The organism is Arcicella gelida (assembly GCF_034931025.1).
Lineage (GTDB): Bacteria > Bacteroidota > Bacteroidia > Cytophagales > Spirosomataceae > Arcicella > Arcicella gelida.
Genome location: NZ_JAYGIL010000003.1, coordinates 362,891 through 382,815 on the forward strand (window position 1 = coordinate 362,891; position 19,925 = coordinate 382,815).

20 protein-coding genes are annotated in these 19,925 nt (G+C 34.4%); 16 read left to right on the forward strand and 4 right to left on the reverse strand.

Translation table 11 applies throughout. The features are described 5' to 3' along the window. Nucleotide 1 precedes the first annotated feature (1 nt). From VB776_RS03345 to VB776_RS03365, 5 genes are all read left to right on the forward strand, one after another. Nucleotides 2-664 carry an ABC transporter ATP-binding protein gene (locus tag VB776_RS03345; RefSeq protein ID WP_323255990.1) on the forward strand — a complete coding sequence of 221 codons (663 nt, stop codon included), beginning with the start codon at nt 2-4 and terminating at the stop codon, nt 662-664. A 24-nt stretch (nt 665-688) separates the two neighbouring features. Next, nucleotides 689-1,933, forward strand: coding sequence for an ABC transporter permease (locus VB776_RS03350; RefSeq protein WP_323326018.1), 1,245 nt, complete (start codon nt 689-691; stop codon nt 1,931-1,933). A gap of 334 nt (nt 1,934-2,267) precedes the next feature. Continuing rightward, nucleotides 2,268-3,419, forward strand: a complete 1,152-nt coding sequence (locus VB776_RS03355; RefSeq protein WP_323326020.1) for an ABC transporter permease — start codon at nt 2,268-2,270, stop codon at nt 3,417-3,419. A gap of 133 nt (nt 3,420-3,552) precedes the next feature. After that, nucleotides 3,553-4,923, forward strand: a complete 1,371-nt coding sequence (locus VB776_RS03360) for a sigma-54-dependent transcriptional regulator (RefSeq protein WP_323326022.1) — start codon at nt 3,553-3,555, stop codon at nt 4,921-4,923. 81 nt (nt 4,924-5,004) lie between these two features. Next, complete coding sequence (locus VB776_RS03365) at nt 5,005-6,372, forward strand: sensor histidine kinase (RefSeq protein ID WP_323326024.1); 1,368 nt, start codon at nt 5,005-5,007, stop codon at nt 6,370-6,372. Nucleotides 6,373-6,450: 78 nt separating this feature from the next. On the opposite strand, the gene VB776_RS03370 is transcribed toward VB776_RS03365, so the two are convergent. Then, entirely contained in the window at nt 6,451-7,683 is a 1,233-nt protein-coding gene (locus VB776_RS03370) for an NADP-dependent isocitrate dehydrogenase (protein ID WP_323326025.1), read from the reverse strand. A 375-nt stretch (nt 7,684-8,058) separates the two neighbouring features. Here VB776_RS03370 and VB776_RS03375 point away from each other — a divergent pair, with 375 nt between their 5' ends. The 4 genes from VB776_RS03375 (at nt 8,059) to VB776_RS03390 (ending at nt 10,451) form a co-directional block, all read left to right on the forward strand. Beyond that, on the forward strand, nt 8,059-8,475 hold the full coding sequence (locus tag VB776_RS03375) for a GNAT family N-acetyltransferase (protein WP_323326027.1): 417 nt from the start codon (nt 8,059-8,061) through the stop codon (nt 8,473-8,475). Between the two features lie 12 nt (nt 8,476-8,487). Beyond that, entirely contained in the window at nt 8,488-9,324 is an 837-nt protein-coding gene (gene purU, locus VB776_RS03380) for a formyltetrahydrofolate deformylase (protein ID WP_323326029.1), read from the forward strand. Between the two features lie 17 nt (nt 9,325-9,341). Then, on the forward strand, nt 9,342-9,830 hold the full coding sequence (locus tag VB776_RS03385; protein WP_323326031.1) for a dihydrofolate reductase: 489 nt from the start codon (nt 9,342-9,344) through the stop codon (nt 9,828-9,830). A 210-nt stretch (nt 9,831-10,040) separates the two neighbouring features. After that, nucleotides 10,041-10,451: a molybdenum cofactor biosynthesis protein MoaE gene (locus VB776_RS03390; protein WP_323326033.1), complete on the forward strand. Its 411-nt coding sequence runs from the start codon at nt 10,041-10,043 to the stop codon at nt 10,449-10,451. Here VB776_RS03390 and VB776_RS03395 read toward each other — a convergent pair whose 3' ends face one another. After that, a complete protein-coding gene (locus VB776_RS03395; protein ID WP_323326035.1) occupies nt 10,452-11,498 on the reverse strand; it encodes a LuxE/PaaK family acyltransferase in 1,047 nt (348 codons plus the stop codon). It lies immediately after the preceding gene. Between the two features lie 94 nt (nt 11,499-11,592). On the opposite strand from VB776_RS03395, the gene VB776_RS03400 reads away from it, so the two are divergent. The 3 genes from VB776_RS03400 to VB776_RS03410 all read left to right on the forward strand — a co-directional run bounded on the left by VB776_RS03400 (nt 11,593) and on the right by VB776_RS03410 (nt 15,167). Next, nucleotides 11,593-12,138: a hypothetical protein gene (locus VB776_RS03400; protein ID WP_323326037.1), complete on the forward strand. Its 546-nt coding sequence runs from the start codon at nt 11,593-11,595 to the stop codon at nt 12,136-12,138. A 194-nt stretch (nt 12,139-12,332) separates the two neighbouring features. Next, nucleotides 12,333-14,522: a S9 family peptidase gene (locus tag VB776_RS03405; RefSeq protein ID WP_323326039.1), complete on the forward strand. Its 2,190-nt coding sequence runs from the start codon at nt 12,333-12,335 to the stop codon at nt 14,520-14,522. Nucleotides 14,523-14,789: 267 nt separating this feature from the next. Next, nucleotides 14,790-15,167, forward strand: coding sequence for a hypothetical protein (locus VB776_RS03410; RefSeq protein ID WP_323326041.1), 378 nt, complete (start codon nt 14,790-14,792; stop codon nt 15,165-15,167). 151 nt (nt 15,168-15,318) lie between these two features. Here the strand turns inward: VB776_RS03410 and VB776_RS03415 are convergent, their stop codons facing one another. Next, nucleotides 15,319-15,639, reverse strand: a complete 321-nt coding sequence (locus VB776_RS03415; protein WP_323326043.1) for a hypothetical protein — start codon at nt 15,637-15,639, stop codon at nt 15,319-15,321. 191 nt (nt 15,640-15,830) lie between these two features. Between VB776_RS03415 and VB776_RS03420 the strand changes: the two genes are divergently transcribed. Further along, nucleotides 15,831-16,262, forward strand: coding sequence for a hypothetical protein (locus VB776_RS03420; RefSeq protein ID WP_323326045.1), 432 nt, complete (start codon nt 15,831-15,833; stop codon nt 16,260-16,262). A 46-nt stretch (nt 16,263-16,308) separates the two neighbouring features. Beyond that, a complete protein-coding gene (locus VB776_RS03425) occupies nt 16,309-16,695 on the forward strand; it encodes a VOC family protein (protein ID WP_323326047.1) in 387 nt (128 codons plus the stop codon). Nucleotides 16,696-16,783: 88 nt separating this feature from the next. Here VB776_RS03425 and map read toward each other — a convergent pair whose 3' ends face one another. Continuing rightward, nucleotides 16,784-17,548 carry a type I methionyl aminopeptidase gene (gene map, locus VB776_RS03430; RefSeq protein ID WP_323326049.1) on the reverse strand — a complete coding sequence of 255 codons (765 nt, stop codon included), beginning with the start codon at nt 17,546-17,548 and terminating at the stop codon, nt 16,784-16,786. Nucleotides 17,549-17,896: 348 nt separating this feature from the next. On the opposite strand from map, the gene VB776_RS03435 reads away from it, so the two are divergent. Together VB776_RS03435 and VB776_RS03440 are read left to right on the forward strand one after the other, a co-directional pair. Continuing rightward, the gene (locus VB776_RS03435; protein WP_323326051.1) at nt 17,897-18,673 is read left to right on the forward strand and encodes a LuxR C-terminal-related transcriptional regulator; all 777 of its coding nucleotides are present in this window, start codon (nt 17,897-17,899) and stop codon (nt 18,671-18,673) included. 421 nt (nt 18,674-19,094) lie between these two features. Then, nucleotides 19,095-19,880, forward strand: coding sequence for a LamG domain-containing protein (locus VB776_RS03440; protein WP_323326053.1), 786 nt, complete (start codon nt 19,095-19,097; stop codon nt 19,878-19,880). Nucleotides 19,881-19,925 lie beyond the last annotated feature (45 nt).

The window sequence follows — 19,925 nt, forward strand, 5'->3', positions numbered from 1 at the left end:
CATGATTAAACTCAGCAACATCGAGAAGGTCTATCAGACCAGCAATATTGAAACATTGGCATTGAACAATATCAATATCGACATCAAAAAAGGAGAATTTGTATCTATCATGGGACCTTCGGGCTGTGGCAAAAGTACGCTTTTGAACATCATGGGGCTTTTGGACGAACCTTCAACGGGAACAATTGCCATTGATAATAAGCCCGTTGAGAAGTTTACCGATAAAGATTTGGCGTATTTAAGAAACCAAAAAATCGGTTTTATTTTCCAAAGCTTCCATTTGATTAATGATTTATCCATTTTGGATAATGTAGAAATTCCATTGCTTTATCGTGCTTCAACGAATAAAAGTAGGAGAGAAGCCGCCAAAGAAGCTTTAGAAAAAGTAGGCTTGAGTAATAGAATGAAACATTTTCCGAATCAACTTTCGGGCGGACAAAAACAGCGTGTTGCCATTGCCAGAGCCATTGTAGGAAATCCAGAAATCATTTTAGCCGATGAACCCACAGGAAATTTGGATAGTGCAATGGGGAATGAAATTTTGAACATTCTGCTACAACTCAATGCCGCAGGAAGTACCATTGTGATGGTAACACACGATGAAAACATGGCAAAGAAAACCCATCGTTTGATTCGCCTTTTCGATGGCACACAAGTATCTTAGTTTAACCTCTAAAATCTAAAAATCATGTTATTCAATTATATCAAAATAGCGTGGAAAGTCCTTCTTCGGCATCCATTCTATACTTTTATTACACTCTTTGGCATTACGCTGACGCTGACAGTGCTGATGGTGATTACTTCTTTTATCGATCATTTAGTCGGAAGTCATTATCCAGAATACAAGAGAGATAGGTCGCTGTATATTATGAATATTGCCTTGCGAGATTCAGCTAGAACTTCCATGAATGGCGGCCCTGTTTCTTATAATTTTATTAAGGAACATTTAAAAACCTTGAAGACACCCGAAAAAGTAGGTTTTTCAACGATGATTAGTTCGGCTAATTCCTATTTGAATGGAAGAAGAATTAAAGTAAGTACGAAGTTTTGTGATGCTACTTTTTGGGAAGTAACCGACTATGAATTTTTAGAAGGAAAGCCTTTTAATGAACAAAATATTGCCAATGGCGAACACGTAGTAGTGATTACAGATGCCATGAAAAAACAGTATTTTGAGGACGAAACTGCTTCTGCCATTGGCAAGAGTATTGAAATTGACAACGAGAAATTCAAAGTAATTGGTGTAGTAAAATCTGCACCTGTTACTCGTATTATGACTTTTTCCGATGTGTTTTTTCCTTATAATTTGCCTAAAAGTAATTATCAATCCAAAGGCTTACAAGGTAGTTTTACCGCAATTATTTTGGCAAAAAACAAAAGCGATTTCAAAGCAATTCAAGATGAATTTGACGCTTCTGTCAGAAGAATTCCTTTGCCTATTATGAGTTGGGGAAATAGATTTGATATTATCGACATCAAAGCACAAACCTATGTAGATACTTTTTTGAATAGTTTTACAAGAGATGGACAACAGATTTTTCTGTACGTTGGTATTTTCTTTATTGTATTGATGTTGATGGGTTTGCCTGCTATCAACTTAGTGAATTTGAATGTGAGTAGAATCATGGAAAGGGCTTCAGAAATTGGTATTCGTAAAGCTTTTGGCGCACCTTCCAGTTCTTTAGCTTGGCAGTTTATTATTGAAAATATCTTTATTACGATGATTGGCGGTTCGTTTGCTTTGATACTTACCCTCATCATTATCAGTATTTTCAATGACAGCGGACTCATTCTTCATGCCGATTTGAGTATCAATTTTAGTGTATTTGGCGTGAGTTTATTGGTTTGTTTGATTTTTGGTTTGCTTTCAGGCGTAGTCCCCGCCCTCAGAATGTCGAAAATGAAAGTAATTGATGCTTTGAAAAGTTCTTAGAGGCTGTCGGACTTCGGCTATCGGATTTCGGTCTGATTACAAGACATTTTTTGGTAATGTGTAGCGGCAAACCCTTGCGGTTGCCGTTGAACGCAGGGCAATCGCAACAGTGCAACCGCAAGGGTTGCCGTTCAACGTCGGGCAAATGCAAACGTGGAAAACGCAGGCAATCGCAACAGGGCAACCGCAAGGGGGTGCCCCTACAACATATTGTTCGTGTAAAAATGTCTCGTAATCAGAATATCGGTTTAAAAAATCACTCAATCACTCATTCACAACTCACAATTAAAAAAATCACTCATCATTCAGCATTCAAAACTCAACACTCAAAATCATGTTAACGCATTTATTTAAACTCATCTGGAACAAAAAACGACACCATACTTTATTGATGGTAGAGATTTGGTTTTCCTTTCTGGTACTTTTTGGCGTAATGTCGCTGATAAGTTACAACTTCAAAAACTATTTAGAACCTATCGGTTTTGAATACGAAAATGTTTGGGCTTTGGACTTGAACAAAAACCAAGATACCACAGCCATTGCTGAAAAATTAAATACCGTTTTTCAGAAAATTCAGTCATATCCAGAAGTAGAAGTAGTAACAAGAATGTCTAATAATTCCCCTTTTTCATTTACACATAGTAATGGAAATATTAGCTACCAAAAGAATACTATCCTTGCTGATTATTATGTAGCCGATGAAGATTTTACAAAGGCTTTGGGCATGAAAACAATAATGGGTCATTGGTTTAAAAAAGCTGATGCAGTAGCCAAATTCAAACCTGTGGTAATTAATAAAAAAGCACAAGAAGCTTTGTTTGGAGAAGTAAATCCGATTGGCAAAGTAATTGGAGACAATCAAAAAGTAGTAGGAGTCATTGAAAACTTCAAAGCAAAAGGAGAATTTAGCGAAAATAGTCCTTGTATTTTTAATCTTGCTGATGATAAATATGAATATAATAAAGTACTGATAAAAGTAAAACCTGGCACAGATGCCAATTTTGAAGCAAAATTGACGAAAGACATCGGAGCTATCGCTAAAGATTGGACGACAGAAGTAAGTTACCTGACTGACCAACGCCAAAATCAGCATAATTTTGCTTTAGTACCAGTCATTATTTTTATGATTATTACCGTATTTTTATTGGTGAATGTGGCAATGGGCTTATTTGGTATTTTGAATTTAAACATTGCCAAACGTCGTGAAGAAATCGGTGTACGTCGTGCAATGGGAGCAACCGCAGGCAATATCAAAATTCAGTTTGTGGGCGAAATGTGGGTAATCACTACTTTCGGTGTTCTTTTGGGTATTTTATTTGCGGTGCAAGTTCCCTTAATGCACATGTTCAATATAGAAAGCAGTATTTATTGGATGGCAATTGGACTTTCTATCGTAATTTTATACGGCATCGTAACGCTTTGTGCTTATCATCCAAGCAGACAAGCCGCCAACATTCAACCAGCTATGGCGTTGCATGAACAATAGCCTTAGGCAATAGGCTTTAGGCTGTAAGCTTTTGAATGTACTTGTTTAAAGCTTATAGCCAACAGTCCTAAAGCAAAAAGACTGTAATAACTTCCTGCCTATAGCTTACAGCCTATAGCCTAAAGCAAAAAAAATGAACAAAATCCTTATCATAGACGACGATTTTGCTGTGCAGACATCACTTTCGTTGATGCTTCGGCAAGAAGGCTTTCAGGTGAAGACAACCTCTTCACCTGTTTTGGCGATGGATGTTATCGAAGAGTTTCAACCTCATTTAATTATACTTGACCTTAATTTTTCGATTGAAACTTCGGGCGATGAAGGCATAAAAGCCTTGAAAATCATTTGTCATACTTTCCCAAATATTGCTGTGATTTTACTAACAGGTTGGGGAACAATCAATTTGGCGGTGGAAGGAATGAAATTAGGAGCTAAAGATTTTGTGACTAAACCTTGGCAAAACGATTATATCATCCAGTCGGTTAATACGATTCTGAATCTTTCTCAGCAAAAAGTACAATCGCTCAATCGTAAAAAATTAGACCAACAATATCAGTTTGAGCACATCGTGGGCGATGACCCAAAGCTCTTAGAAATCCTTGAAACAATTGGCAGAGTAGGTATTACAGATGCCCCCATATTGATAACAGGCGAAAGCGGCACAGGTAAAGAACTGATTGCAGAAGCCATACACCAAAATAGTAAAAGAAGAACTAAGCCATTTATTAAAGTAAATCTAGGAGGTGTTTCAGCTAGTTTGTTTGAAAGTGAATTGTTTGGACATTTACGTGGAGCATTTACAGATGCAAAATCGGACAGAATTGGGCGTTTTGAATTGGCAAATAAAGGAACAATCTTTTTAGATGAAATTGGTGATTTAGATTTGTCGAGCCAAGTGAAACTATTGCGAGTTTTACAAGACAGAACTTTTGAACCACTGGGAAGTAGCAAAAGTAAAACGGTTGATGTAAGAGTAATTTGTGCGACGAACCGTAATTTGGAAGAAATGGTAGCGAACAATACTTTTAGGGAAGATTTGTTTTACAGAATCAATCTGATTTCGGTAAAATTGCCCGCTTTGCGTGAAAGACCCGAAGATATTGCAGCCTTGGCGATTTACTTTGCCAATAATTTGAAAACCATTTACGAGCGTCCGAATTTGAGTATTAGCCCGAAAGCAATCAATTGGCTTAAAACTTTAGCTTTACCTGGCAATATCAGACAACTGAAAAATTTGGTAGAAAAAACCATTTTATTAACACCAACAGATGAATTAACGATTGAAGATTTTCAAAAAAATATCTCCATCAATACTTCACAAACTAACAAAAATACTTTGCCAGAAGTAGGCACAATGACTTTGGATGAAATGGAATTATTGATGATTCAACGAGCAATGGCTTTTCATCAAAACAAAATTTCAAAAGTCGCTCGTTCGCTCGGCATCACTCGCTTTGCTTTGTATAGAAGATTGGAGAAGTTTAATATACCTTTTGTGGAGTGATGAGTTTTGAGTAAAATTTCAAAGTATAAAAAAGAGTACTCACATCTTCTTTCATTAGAGTGCGACTTTAGTCGCACTCTAATGAAAGAATTCAAGATAGATATTAAAACAATATTCACCAAAAATACTCCTCATTCAAAACTCATCATTCAAAACTCAAAAGCCTTGTCCCTAAAAGCCAAATATATTCTTTTCGTTACGCTCATTCATGCCGTGATTATCTTTTTAACTTTTCGGCTTTTGAATGAAAATAAGCTCTATTTTATCCTTTCTGAAATCTTGGTTTTGGCTTCGATTGCGATTGCCATCAAGTTATACCAAGATTTCATACAGCCTTTAAAATTCTTGTTGATGGGGGCAGAAGCGATAAAAGACCAAGATTTTTCTGTAAAATTCAGAAAAGTTGGTAAACAAGAAATGGATGAATTAATAGAAGTATATAATGCCATGATTGACCAACTTCGCAACGAACGCCTGCAAGCAATGGAACAACATTTCTTTCTGGAAAAACTCATTCAGGCTTCTCCGATTGCCATTGTGATTTTGGATTTTGATGGAAATATTACTAAAGCTAATCCTCAAGCCCAAGCACTTTTTAGTTTGCCAGAATACTCATCGAGTACTTTGTCATTAAGTCAAATTCAACACCCAATTATTCCATATTTGATTTTATTAGAAAACCGAGAAGCTAAAACTATTCAATTAAATGGTTTGAGTACTTATAAAATTCAACGTTCATTTTTTATGGACAGAGGTTTTGCTCGCCCTTTTTTGCTGATTGAAGAACTTACCAATGAAATCTGGGCAACTGAAAAGAAAGCCTACGGAAAAGTAATCCGCATGATGGCACATGAAGTAAATAATTCTATTGGGGCGGTGAATTCTATTTTAGAAGTAACTAAAAAATTTATTGAAGACGACGATTTATCCAACGCTCTAAAAGTAGCTACCGAACGTAACGACCGATTGAACCTTTTTATGAGGCGTTTTGCCGATATTGTGCGTTTGCCTTTGCCCAATAAAGAAATCAAAAGTATGAGTAATGTCGTTAAAAATGTAGTTGAACTGATGCGTTTACAAATGGAACAAAAAGGCATTTCATTACAAACAGCATATCAAGAAAACACCAATCAAGCAAGTTTTGACGTTGGACAAATTGAACAAGTATTAGTGAATATTTTGAAAAATGCCATTGAAGCTTGTGATGGAAATACAGAGAAAATAATACAAGTAAGCGTTACAAATACACAAATCATCATCGGTAATAATGGAAAACCTATTCCAGAAGCAATTGAAAAACAATTATTTACACCATTTTTTAGTGATAAACCAGAAGGACAAGGAATTGGATTAATGCTTTGTAGAGAAATTTTAAATAATCATGGGTTTGCGTTTTCTTTACAAACGAATAAAGAAAGCATTACAGAATTTATCATAGATTTTGTTTAGAAGAAAGAATTAATAAAAAACAAAAGAGGTCAAAATCATCATGATTTTGACCTCTTTAATATTAAAGAAAAACGAAAACTATTTCGTTAAAGCAGCTTTAAGATTTTCATCTAATGCCGCTAAGAATTCTTCAGTATATAAATAATGCTCGCCATGATTTACTTTATTTCCGTAAATACAAACAGCTAAATCTTTAGTCATTTTACCAGATTCAACAGTTTCAACACAAACTTGTTCTAAAGTTTGGCAGAAATTGATTAACTCTTGGTTGTCATCTAATTTACCACGGAATTCTAACCCACGAGTCCAAGCGAAAATAGAAGCGATTGGGTTAGTAGAAGTTGGTTTTCCTTTTTGGTGGTCACGGTAATGACGAGTAACTGTTCCGTGTGCTGCTTCAGCTTCCATTGTTTGTCCGTCTGGAGTAATCAATACTGAAGTCATCAAACCTAATGAACCGAAACCTTGTGCAACTGTGTCAGACTGAACGTCTCCATCATAGTTTTTACAAGCCCAAACGAAATTACCATTCCATTTCAAAGCAGAAGCCACCATGTCATCAATCAAACGGTGTTCGTAAACAATTCCTTTTTCAGCGAATGCTGCTTTGTAATCTGCTTGATAGATTTCTTCAAAAATATCTTTGAAACGGCCATCATATTTTTTCAAGATGGTGTTTTTAGTTGATAAGTATAAAGGCCATCCTTTGCTTAAAGCCATGTTGAAACATGAGTGAGCAAATCCACGGATAGACTCGTCAGTGTTGTACATTGTTAAAGCAACACCGTCGTTTTTGAAATTGAATACTTCAAAAGTTTGAGCTTCCGAACCATCTTCTGGAGTGAAAGTAACTGTTAATTTACCTTTTCCTTTTGTAACGAAGTCAGTAGCACGGTATTGGTCACCAAAAGCGTGACGACCAATCATGATTGGAGCTGTCCAGTTTGGTACTAATCTTGGAACATTAGAACAAACGATTGGCTCACGGAAAACAGTACCATCCAAGATGTTACGAATTGTTCCGTTTGGCGATTTCCACATTTGTTTCAAGCCGAACTCCTCAACACGTTGTTCGTCTGGCGTGATTGTAGCACATTTGATACCAACGCCGTATTGTTTGATAGCATTTGCAGCATCAATTGTTACTTGGTCGTTAGTTTCGTCACGGTATTCCATTCCTAAATCGTAGTATTTAATATCTACATCTAAGTAAGGAGTAATCAATTTATCCTTAATGAATTTCCAGATAATTCGAGTCATTTCGTCGCCATCTAATTCAACGACAGGGTTCGCAACTTTAATTTTTTCCATTGTGAAATATGCTAATTGGGAATTTTGAATTTTAATTGATTGAATTAATTCAAATTTCTTTTATTAAAGAATTATTTTGGGGCAAAGGTAATCAATGTATTAATACGGAATGTGTTTTGTTTATCTAAATTCTATATAGATTCATTCGTGCTTGAAAAAAATACAATTTTTAGTGCCTGAAAATAAAAATATTGAAAATCAGGCTTGATAAGAAACCAAGATTTAATTTTTAACTGAAAATGTCATTTTAACTAAAATAGTAACAAATCCTTTGAATATAATAAGAATTAATCTACTTACTTTGTATTCTGTTTGAAGGAGAATAATGCTAAAAGTGAAGTATTTACCCCAAAATGATATTAATTAATTTTATTTGTGGAAATCAAAAAGATAAGTCCTGAAGATACTTGGTCAATTCGCCAAAGTGTAATGTGGCCCGACAAACCACTTACTTATGTACAATTAGCCGAAGATGAAAATGGTTTACATTATGGAGTATTCGAAAATGACGAATTACTTTCAGTTATATCCTTATTTATGGAAAATGACAATGCACAATTTAGAAAATTTGCCACACAAGTAATTCATCAAGGAAAAGGGCGTGGTTCGGCTTTACTTAATTTCTTGATTCACGAATGTGAAAAACAACATATAAAAAATCTTTGGTGTAATGCCAGAACAACTGCTTATCCTTTTTATCAAAAATTTGGTTTTGAAATTGTGTCAGAAACTTGGACAAAAGATGGAATCGAGTTTGTGAAAATGAGTAAAACATTCAAAACCCAGATTTAATATTCATTAAAAATGACTGATTATATATTAAGAATAGATTGTCCTGACGAAAAAGGACTTGTCCATAAAATTACTGGAGTACTTTTTTTCAACAATCTCAATATTGAACGTACCGACGAATTTGTAGATATAGACAACAATCTTTTTTTCATGCGAGTAGCTTTTTCAGGAGATTGTGAACCTGAAAGAATTGAAGATGGCTTAAGAGGAATTTTACCCAATTCTGCCAATATCGACCTTTCGACCAAGCAAGTAAAAGATGTTGTGGTGTTGGTAACGAAAGAACATCATTGTTTGTCTGATTTATTGATTCGTAATGAATTTAAGGATTTGCCTTTCAATATTTTAGCTGTTGTCGGTAATCACGAAGTACTGCGTCCGCTTACTGAAAAGTTTAATATTCCTTTTCATTACATTCCTGCCGAAGGCATTACTCGTATAGAGCATGAAAAGAAAATAGAAGAATTGGTGAAAAGTTATTCGCCCGATTATTTGATATTGGCGAAATTTATGCGAATTCTTACCCCAGAATTTACCGAGAAGTTTAGCAAGAAAGTAGTCAATATTCATCACTCGTTTTTACCAGCTTTTATTGGTGCAAATCCTTACAAACAAGCTTATCAACGAGGCGTGAAAATTATTGGAGCTACAGCACATTTTGTAACGGATGATTTGGATGAAGGTCCAATTATTTTCCAAGATATTACTCGGGTAAATCATACCAAAAATGCTTTAGAAATGGCTCAGGCAGGACGTGACGTAGAGAAAATCGTATTGGCAAAAGCCCTAAAATTAGTCTTTGAAGATAGAGTGTTTATTCACGGAAACAAGACGATTATTTTTGAATAAAAATAAATAAAACTACTTTGAAATTATCAATCATCGTTGCCGTTGCAGAAAATGGCGTTATCGGACATAATAATCAGTTGATTTGGCATTTGCCAGAAGATTTAAAAATGTTTAAAAGACTTACTTCGGGGCATCCGATTATTATGGGTCGTAAAACTTTTGAATCTATCGGAAAGCCTTTGCCGAACCGTACTTCAATTATTATTACAAAAAATCCTGAATTTCAAATTGAAGGTTGCATTACGGTTCATTCTTTGGAAGAAGCCATCGAAGCAGCCAACGAAATAGAAGAAAACGAGGCTTTTATTATTGGTGGAGCAGAAATTTATCGCTTGGCTTTGCCTTTTGCAGATACGATTTACTTAACAGAAGTACATCATGTCTTTGAAGGCGATACTTTTTTCCCAGCAATTGATAAAGACCTTTGGGAAGAAGTAAACCGAACCGACCACGACACAGACGAAAAACATTTATACAAATACTCTTTTGTGGAATTGGAGAAATAAGTAAACTGAATTTGAAAATTTGAAGGTGTGCTGATTTGAAGATTGTTTTAATCAGTAATATTAAAAATCAAACTAATAATTTGTAGCGGCAAACCCTTGCGGTTGCCGTTTTAGATAAGGTAACCGCAAGGGTTACCTCTAACATGTTTAGTCTAATGAGTATTATTAAATGACGCTAAACTTTGCATCAATTCACAATTCTTAATTAAAATGATACAAATAGCCGACAAAGCCATTGATATTCAAGCTTGCATTGATGCCGCACAGTCTGACCGTGCGGGAGCTGTGGATGTATTTATCGGAACAGTCAGAAATCATAATAAACAAAAAGAAGTTGTTCGACTCATTTTTGAAACCTATGATACGATGGCAGTCAAAAAAATGCAAGAACTTGCCGACCAAGCTTGTGAAAAATGGGAAATCGAAAAAGTAGTAATGGTTCATCGCAAAGGAGTATTAGAAATCGGTGATGTAGCCGTAGTAATTGCCGTTTCTACGCCACATCGTAAAGCATCATTCGAGGCTTGTCAGTGGTTAATTGATACTTTAAAGCAAGTAGTACCCATCTGGAAAAGAGAGGTTTATGAAAATGGTGAAGAATGGTTAGAAGCCCATCCTTAATTACATAATCATCAAATTACAGCCACGAATATCCGAATTGTCGAATCTCCCCAATACTCTAAATTGTTGATTTCCTGTGACAAATGAGCCTAAATCTTTAGTTTCTATAAAAGAACATGAATCAACATTGGCTAAATCAATGACGTTGATGCCACCTCTTTGTTGATTTTCAAAGTTAAATGGGTCGTTTACATCACGTAATAAAATCTTCATCGAAGCAGGTAAATCAAAAATACCCTCGCCAAAAGAGTAGCCTTGAGAAAGTAATTCCGTCATGCCATATTCTGAATGAATTTTATCGACAGAAAAGGCTTTCGTTAAGATTTCGTGTACTTCTTCTCGCAATAACTCTTTTCTTCTGCCTTTCATTCCGCCCGTTTCCATCACGATTAAGTTGTTGAAATCTTGTAAAAAAGATAAATCTAAGCTTGCTTCGGCAAAATCCAACAAACCAAAAGTAACGCCGATTAAAAGAATTTTTTTCTCAGGATTTTCTGTCGAAATACGCTTCATTGTTTCTCCTAATTCCTGATAATTATTCAAGTAAAATCCTGAATCTGGCGATTTACTTTGTTGAATAAAATGCTGAACCATGTAAACCAAAGAAGAATTATTACGTTCAAGATAGGAGGGAAGTAAAGCTAAAATGGTAAAGTCTGAAAGTTTTCCATAAAATTTCTCAAAAATTTGTTCCGCAATTTGCAAGTAAAAATCAGGGTCGGCTACTAAATGTCTTGAAGTATTTTGTCCAGTCGTTCCGCTACTTTCAAAGATAACTTTAGGCTGAATATCGCCAGTGATAATACTTTGAGTCTTGAAAAATTCTATCGGTAAAAAAGGAATGTCTTTAATTGACTGGACTTTTGATACATCAACTTGAAGATTTTTTAAGTACTTTGCGTAAGTAATGTTATTTTGTGCTTGAAAACGGAAAATATCCAAAGCCAAAGCATCAAAATTTGCTGGATTTACTGTTAAAACGCTTGCTTTTAGTTGTGTTGATGTTATCATTTTTGTGGTCGATTCTTCAAATCTATCTACTGCCATTCTACAAAATTAAGCAATTCTGTAAATTGCAGAACAATAAAGCAACAAGCAAGAAGGATAAAACGTTATATCGTCAAAATATTTTTTTTATACTATGAAGAAGATTTTATACATATTTGGATTTTTAATATTGATGGTTTCTTGTACTGGGCTACCAGATTTCAGTAATACGCCAAGTATTTCCTATAATAATGTTCGTATTTTAACGGGTACAAGTACGGGGCAATTGGGTAATCCGACTAAAAGAGATTCTGTAATTATATCTATTGACTACCAAGATGGCGATGGTGATTTAGGATTCAATGATGCTGATTTTGCAGCACTCCAAAAACAATATGGTTTAGATGTAAGAACTTTTTTGATTGAACTTTATGTAAAAAAGAATGGAGCATTTGTATTGACCAATCCAAGCGTAAAGTATGGAGGAAATATTAGATTCCGATTGAAAGAAGGAGCTAAGCCTGGGCCAATCGAAGGAGTAATTGATTATTCTGTAAATTTTGAGTATAACTTAATCGAAGGAATCCCTGAATTAACTGGTAAGCGGGACACGGTAAAATTTGACGTAACCATTAAGGATAGAGCGATGAATACCAGCAATACCATTCAAACACCAGAGGTTGTGATTTATAAAGAATAAAAATCCTAAATATATCTTCTAAAAAATAGGCATGGCTTCGGTCATGCCTATTTTGTTTTGGGCTATTACAGCTTTGTAACAGCCTTTTCTACGCTATTTTTTTTAACTTTGATGATATATCTTACAATTAATTCTGTACAAACCGAAAAGCTATTCGTCAAATCATTAATCAACAATCAATTCCCATAACATTCGTGAAAAAACTACTCTTTTTTGCCTTAGTAATCTTCTCTGCTAATAATTACTCCGCATTGGCACAAAACAAAAAAGCCATTACTTTAGAAGACATCTGGTCTAAATACACTTTTGTACAGAAACAAGTACAAAACATCAACTGGATGAAAGATGGTGCATACTATACTGCCCTTGATAATGGCAAAGTTATCAAACACCAAGTAACAGATGGTGCTGCGGTTGAAACTTTATTCAACGAAGCCGTGAGTGTTGAAAACTTAGGAAAGAAAATCATCGTGGATGATTACGCTCTTTCTGCCGATGAACAAAAATTATTGATAAGTACTGAGTCTGAACCAATTTATCGTAGAAGTTCTAAGGAAGAAAACTTCGTTTATGACTTAAAGACCAAGAAATTAGTCCAGTTATCAAGCGGTGGAAAACAAATGTTTGCTACTTTTTCGCCTGATGGTGCTAAAGTCGCTTTTGTTCGTCAGAATAATTTGTTTGTGGTTGATTTAGCAACCATGTCTGAACAAAAAATTACCAACGATGGTAAGTGGAATTATATCATCAACGGTGCTTGCGACTGGGTTTATGAAGAAGAATTCTCGTTTGCTCGTGCTTTTCAATGGTCACCAGATAGTAAAAAGATTGCTTTCTATACTTTCGACGAAACCAATGTTCCAGAATACAATATGCAAATGTGGGGCAAGCTTTATCCTACAGATTACCGCTATAAATATCCAAAAGCTGGCGAAGCAAACTCTACAGTAAGCATTTCAGTACATCATTTATCAGAAGGGAAAACCATTAAAATGGACATTGGTTCTGAAACAGATATGTATATTCCAAGAATCCGCTGGACACAAGATGCTAACGTACTTTCAATAGAAAGATTAAACCGTTTACAAAATCGTTTGGACATTATTCATGCTGATGCCCAAACTGGTACAGGCAATATTGTGCTTACAGAAACAAGTAATACTTATGTGGATGTTGAAAACTTCGGAGATGATTTGACTTATTTATCAGATGGAAAATCATTTATCATGTCTTCTGAAAAAGATGGCTTTAAACACCTTTATCACTATGATATAACTGGTAAATTAATTCGCCAAATCACGAATGGTAAGTGGGAAGTAGATAATTTTTATGGCATCGACGAGAATACTAAAACACTCTATTTTACTTCTACCGAATTATCAAATACTGAACGCCAATTATTCAGTATTTCTTTAGAAGGAAAACTAAAAAAACAACTTTCGCAAGAGCATGGCATGAATACCGCAAGCTTTAGCAACGACTTCAAATATTATATCCTTCAACATTCTGCTTCCAATAGTCCACTGAAAGTAAGTTTACACAAAGCACCATCGGGACAATTAGTAAAAGTATTAGAAGATAATGCCGCACTCAGAAAAACACTTGAAAGCTTTGATATTGCCCAAAAAGAATTCATGACTATCAGAACCTCAGAGAACATTGAGCTAAACGCATGGATGATTAAACCAACGGATTTTGACCCTAAAAAGAAATATCCAGTCTTTATGTTCTTGTATGGTGGGCCGGGCAGTCAGCAAGTATTGAATCAATTTGATAGCTTTAATGCTTTTTGGTATCAACATTTGGCTCAAAAAGGATACATCGTGGCATGTGTAGATAACCGTGGTACAGGCGGAAAAGGAGCAGACTTTAAGAAATGTACCTACTTGAATTTAGGGAAATTAGAAGTAAAAGACCAAATAGAAGCCGCCAAATACTGGGGTAATTTGCCTTATGTAGATAAAACAAGAATTGGTATTCAAGGATGGAGTTATGGTGGCTATATGTCATCCAACTGTTTGTTTCAAGGAGCTGATTATTTTAAAGCAGCCATTGCCGTTGCACCCGTAACCAACTGGCGTTTTTATGATAGCATTTATACTGAACGCTTCTTGAGAACGCCCCAAGAAAATGCAAAAGGCTATGATGAAAACTCACCCGTTACTTATGCCAAAAACTTAAAAGGAAATTTCTTATTAGTACACGGTACAGGCGACGACAACGTTCATTTTCAGAATTCAATCGCTTTAGAGGAGGCATTGATTAAGGCAAATAAACAATTTCAATCGTTTTATTACCCTAACAAGAATCATGGTATCTATGGAGGAAACACACGTTTCCATCTTTACACAATGATGACCAACTTTATCGAGAAAAACTTATAAGCATTCCTGATTAATAGGGAAGGTACAGAGCGTAGAAGCAATTGGCTATTGTTTAAGTAATATTAAGGGAGGTAAATATGAGTTGTGAATTGTGAATGATGAGTTGTGAGTTTAAAATATTGATATACAATGTTTTAAATTGAAAAAGATGTCGTTATTCATTTTGAATATAATATTTATTTTAAAAGACAAATCACTTAATGAATACTTTCGATAGCCAATTTTATAAATGCAGTCGCTTATCCCGTCCGTGCGATAGCCTATCCCGTGAGTGCAGGAGCTAATAATATCAATGCAGTCGCCTATCCCGTCAGTGCAGGAGCAAATAGTATCAATGCAGTCGCTCATTCCGTCAGTGCAGGAGCAAATAGTATCAATGCAGTCGCCTATCCCGTTAGTGCAGGAGCTAATAGTATCAGTGCAGTCGCCTATCCCGTCAATGCAGGAGCTAATAGTATCATTGCAGTCGCTTATCCCGTGAGTGCAGGAGCTAATATTATGAATGCAGTCGTCTATCCCGTAAGTGCAGGAGCTAATATTATCAATGCAGTCGCCTATCCCGTGAGTGCAGGAGCTAATATTATCAATGCAGTCGCCTATCCCGTTTGTCACATCCGTAGCACGAGTTTCCAACTCGTGAAATAGAGAATAGTTTTATTAAGCCATCGAAATTAATGATAAGCAATATATGAAACTCTGCTTCGCAATACCTGAATTATTGATATATAATTTGGAGGAGTATAGTATTTATTATGAATGTTTTCAAGGTCCTGATTGGTCAGAAGATTGAAACTAATCATTTGGCACTGTCCGCCTTTATTTCATTTAATTGGTTAGTTATTTGTTTTGCATAGAATTGAGAATCATTTTTAAAAAACAATTTCAAATCTTCTGTCATCTTGATTCTAAATGTGTATTTTTCCCCATTACTCATATAAATTGTATAAGCATTATTGAATACACTTGTCATCTCAATTTGTTTAAATTGAGCAATCGGAACTTTTTGTGTACCATAGATATTCTGGAGTATTAGAAAACCGTCTTCATACCAAATGTTCCACATTTTCGCACTGCTATAATTGATAATAACGGTTATCAATAGAATCAAAATCATCATCAATAGTCCATTTAATGTAAAAGAATACAGTATTATAATTGTTGAAACTATTAAAAAAGACAAAGTGAAAATCCAAGTCATTATTTGAGAGATTTTTATATCAAACCGACTTATGTTAATTCTATCAATCATTTTAGTAAAAGGTATGAGTTGATTCTTCTATTCATATTAAAGAAAAGAAATTATAGCAAATGAAAAAAATCAAAGAATTTTTGATTTACATTATTTATTTCACATACAGGTATTATTCAAAAGATAATAAAGATTTGGTTGACGCAAAGATTCATTCCTTTTTTGTATTGTTAACGGTTGGTTTTCTATATTTTTCTCCAGTTATGTTTTACTGTACATCAACATTTGGCTTGTCAAAATATTGGGATAATGATTTATTTTTTTTAGAAAGAAGACTTGCTATAGGTATGATACTAGTAATCCAGACAATAGTATCTTTTTTTATCTATAGAAGAAAGAAGAAAAAACTGCAACAATATTTTGTCTATTTCGATAATCAATTTGATGAAGAAAAACATAAACGATATAAGAAGTATGTACTATCTATTGCAATTGGTGCTGTAATATGGCTTTTTCTAGGTGTTGTCATTGTTGGTGAAATTACTGGATAGTCAGCAAAAACTATAAAGATTAAGAAATAGTATAAATCATTTCCCCATGAAACTAAAACTAACTTCCATCATCATTTTTGTTCAAAGCATAGAAGTACTGAAAGACTTTTATGTAGGTATTTTGGCATTGGAAATCATTGAAGAATATGGAAATAATTGGTTACTCTTAAAAGCAGGGGAATGTCAAATCGGATTACATAAAATAGGGCAACAGTATTTAGAGCAAAATCAAGAAGCTTTCAAATTTGATAATAATACCAAAATTGTTTTTGAAGTAGAAGAAAACCTTTATGTGCTGAGAGAGCAACTAATCGCCCAACAAGTAACATTAGGCGAAGTAAAAACTTTCGATAATTACGATTACTTTTTATGTAATGGAGAAGACCCAGAAGGAAATGTCTTTCAATTAAAACAACAAAAACCAAAACCGTAGCACGAGTTTGCAACTCGTGAAATCACTTTTATTGTGTTCAAAAAAGAAGCTCGTGTCTCCACGAACTTCTGTAAAACAATGCTTTTTTTTAATTCCAAATGTCATTCATCTCTGTCAATACAATTGGTTTTCCATCGGTAACTACAATCGTATGTTCGTGTTGTGCCATAAAACCACCTTTGTTTCCAACCATTGTCCAACCATCATGCAATGTTTCAGCGTAAGTTGATGTAGTTGAAATGAATGTTTCAATAGCAACGACTGAGTTTCTCTTAAATCTCGTTGTATTATACTTATCTCTGAAATTCGCTATTTCACTTGGTTCTTCGTGAAGACTTCTTCCTACTCCGTGACCTGTCAAGTTTTTAATCACTTTGTAACCTCTTTTCTTTGCTTCGGTTTCAATTAAAAGTCCAATATCAGAAATACGAACACCACCCTTAATATTATATATCGCTTTATGTAAAATTTGTTTTGAAGCTTCAACCAATTGTTGATGTTGGTTTACATCATTTCCAATGACAAATGAAGCACCATTATCCGACCAAAAACCATCAAGTTCTGCCGAAACATCAATATTGATTAAATCTCCTTCTTTTAAAACTTTTCTGTTTGAAGGAATGCCATGACAAAATTCATTATTAGTACTAATACAAGTCCAACCTGGAAAACCATAAGTAAGATAAGGTGCAGATTTAGCTCCCAAGTCATTCAAGATTTGTCCACCGTAATTATCCAACTCTTTCGTTGTGATACCCGGCTGAGCAAATTTTCTCATTTCTTTCAACGTGTAAGCAACCGCCTCACTAATTTTTTGCATTCCAACTAATTCTGATTCTTTTGTTATCGACATATTTTCTTTTTCTAAAGTATTGTTATGATGTTTTGTAGCTAGACCGCTAACTTTTAAATATAGATAAATGTACTTTTTTCCCTAATATGTAGGAAATGGATGATATATAAACCAATAGTTTTTTACTTAACAATGGAAACAGTAGAGGAAGTTCATATAGCTATTCATGGACATTGGTAAAAACAACAAAATACCTTATTTTCAAGTATAATTGACAATGATAAAGCCTCCTTTGGGAGATTATTCTGTAAGTAGATACTATTTTTAGGAAGAAATATTTGGCTCAAAGTATGGCTTTATTTATTGAAAAGTTTAACTTACTTATCATTTATATAATTAATTTTAATTATGACTAACGAGCATTCACAACTTTACGTCAGAGCCAAACAAATATGGGGAACAGTGGTAAAAGATGAGCCCGGATATCCGCTCGAATTAAAATTACAATTGGAGTTACACAAGCAACTTCTTAATCTTTTTCAACCAGGTACTTACTATTATTATGTGTTTAACATTTTTGAAGCAGACTTTGATTTTGTAAGTCCAGGCATTACTAATATTCTGGGCTATATGCCTGAAGAAATGGATATTCATTTGTTTTTGGATTCTATACATCCCGACGACAAACCTTATTTTTTACAATTTGAACAGCGAATTACAGAGTTTTTCAAGAATTTGCCCTTTGAGAAAATATCGAAATATAAAATGCAGTACGATTTAAGGATGCGTACAAAAGACAAACGTTATGTTCGACTATTACATCAAGCAATACAAATAGATTTTGACGAAACAAATTACTATCGCACGTTGGATGTTGATACCGATATTTCGCATATAAAGAATGATGGCATACCTTCGTTTTCCATCATAGGGCTCGACGGAGAACCATCATACTACAATATTACCGAGACTAACACGCTTACCTTATCTCATAATCTTTTTACACGAAGAGAACGAGTGATTTTAAAAATGATTGTAGAGAATAAAACGAGTAAAGAAATAGCTAGTACACTTTTTATAAGTTTACATACAGTAAACACCCATCGTAAAAACATATTGAGAAAAGCTAAGGTTACAACAGCAGTGGAACTCGTGCGTAAAGCGATTCAGGAGGGTTGGGTGTAAATTGCTAATAGTGATAAAATTATTTATGAAAAACTGTACACAATGATACATTAAGGCTACTATCGCCATTAGTTTATATCATCGGTTTGATAAATGTGTTTTTAGTTTTTAGCTATTTAGAAAGCCTTGCTCATTTTTAAAATACCTACCTATAGGTATTGTCTTACCTACCCTAATTTAATAAGTTTGTCACGTTGATAATAGCTCTAAGGATTTAAATTCATGATTAAACACTCACAATACAATGATATGAGGTGTGATTCTGTTCGTGAAGGCGTCTCAGTACTAATGTAGAATGATAAAAACTACAAGTTTTATGATATTGTTTAAACAAGTGGAGACAGGCAACTTCTATACAATTTTTAGTAACTAACACAATTAAGTGTATTCATATTGATTAACTTAGAAACAATGATAATCTATGAGAAAATCAGTAATCATTTCGACTGTAATGCTATGTTTTCTTCTTGTCGTAGGATGTAAACTAAAAGAAAATGATGATATTACACCAATCCCTACCAATGGTTTAATTGCATACTTTCCTTTCAATGGTAATGCCAATGATGAGAGTGGATATAAAAACAATGGGGAGGTAATTCAAGGAGTGGCTTTAACTGCTGATAGAAAATTAAATAAAGACAAAGCCTATAGTTTTGGAGGTTTTGACAACGTTGGTTATATCAAAGTCAATAATTCAGAAAATATGCATCTAACCAAGACACTTTCTATCTCTATTTGGTACAAACTAAACTCATACTATGGAATGGATAGCTATGCAAAAGCAAGTCAAAATGGCTATCACGTTTTGATTGGAAAAGAAGGAGACAGAGATGGCTTCTATATGGCAGTTGATAATAATCAGGCTATTAACAAACAGAATGTAGCTTTTTACAACAAAATTACCTTTAGTAGTAATTTCTCAATACTTGGTAATCCAACAGGCACAAATTCAGAAAACACTAATAAATGGATTCATGCCGTGACAGTGATAGATGAAGTAAATGCCAAATTATACATTAATGGTACACTTATTCAGACAACACTAGTATCTCCTGACTTTTCAAGTGCAAATGCCAAAAATTTGTATATCGGTACCATGATGGCCTTAGGCACAAATTGGTATCCATTTAATGGCTCTATTGATGACATAAGAATTTATAACCGTAGCCTATCTGATACTGAAATAGTAGCACTTTCGAAAGAATAGGATAAGGTTTTCAGCCTTTTATTATATCACCTATCAGATAAAATA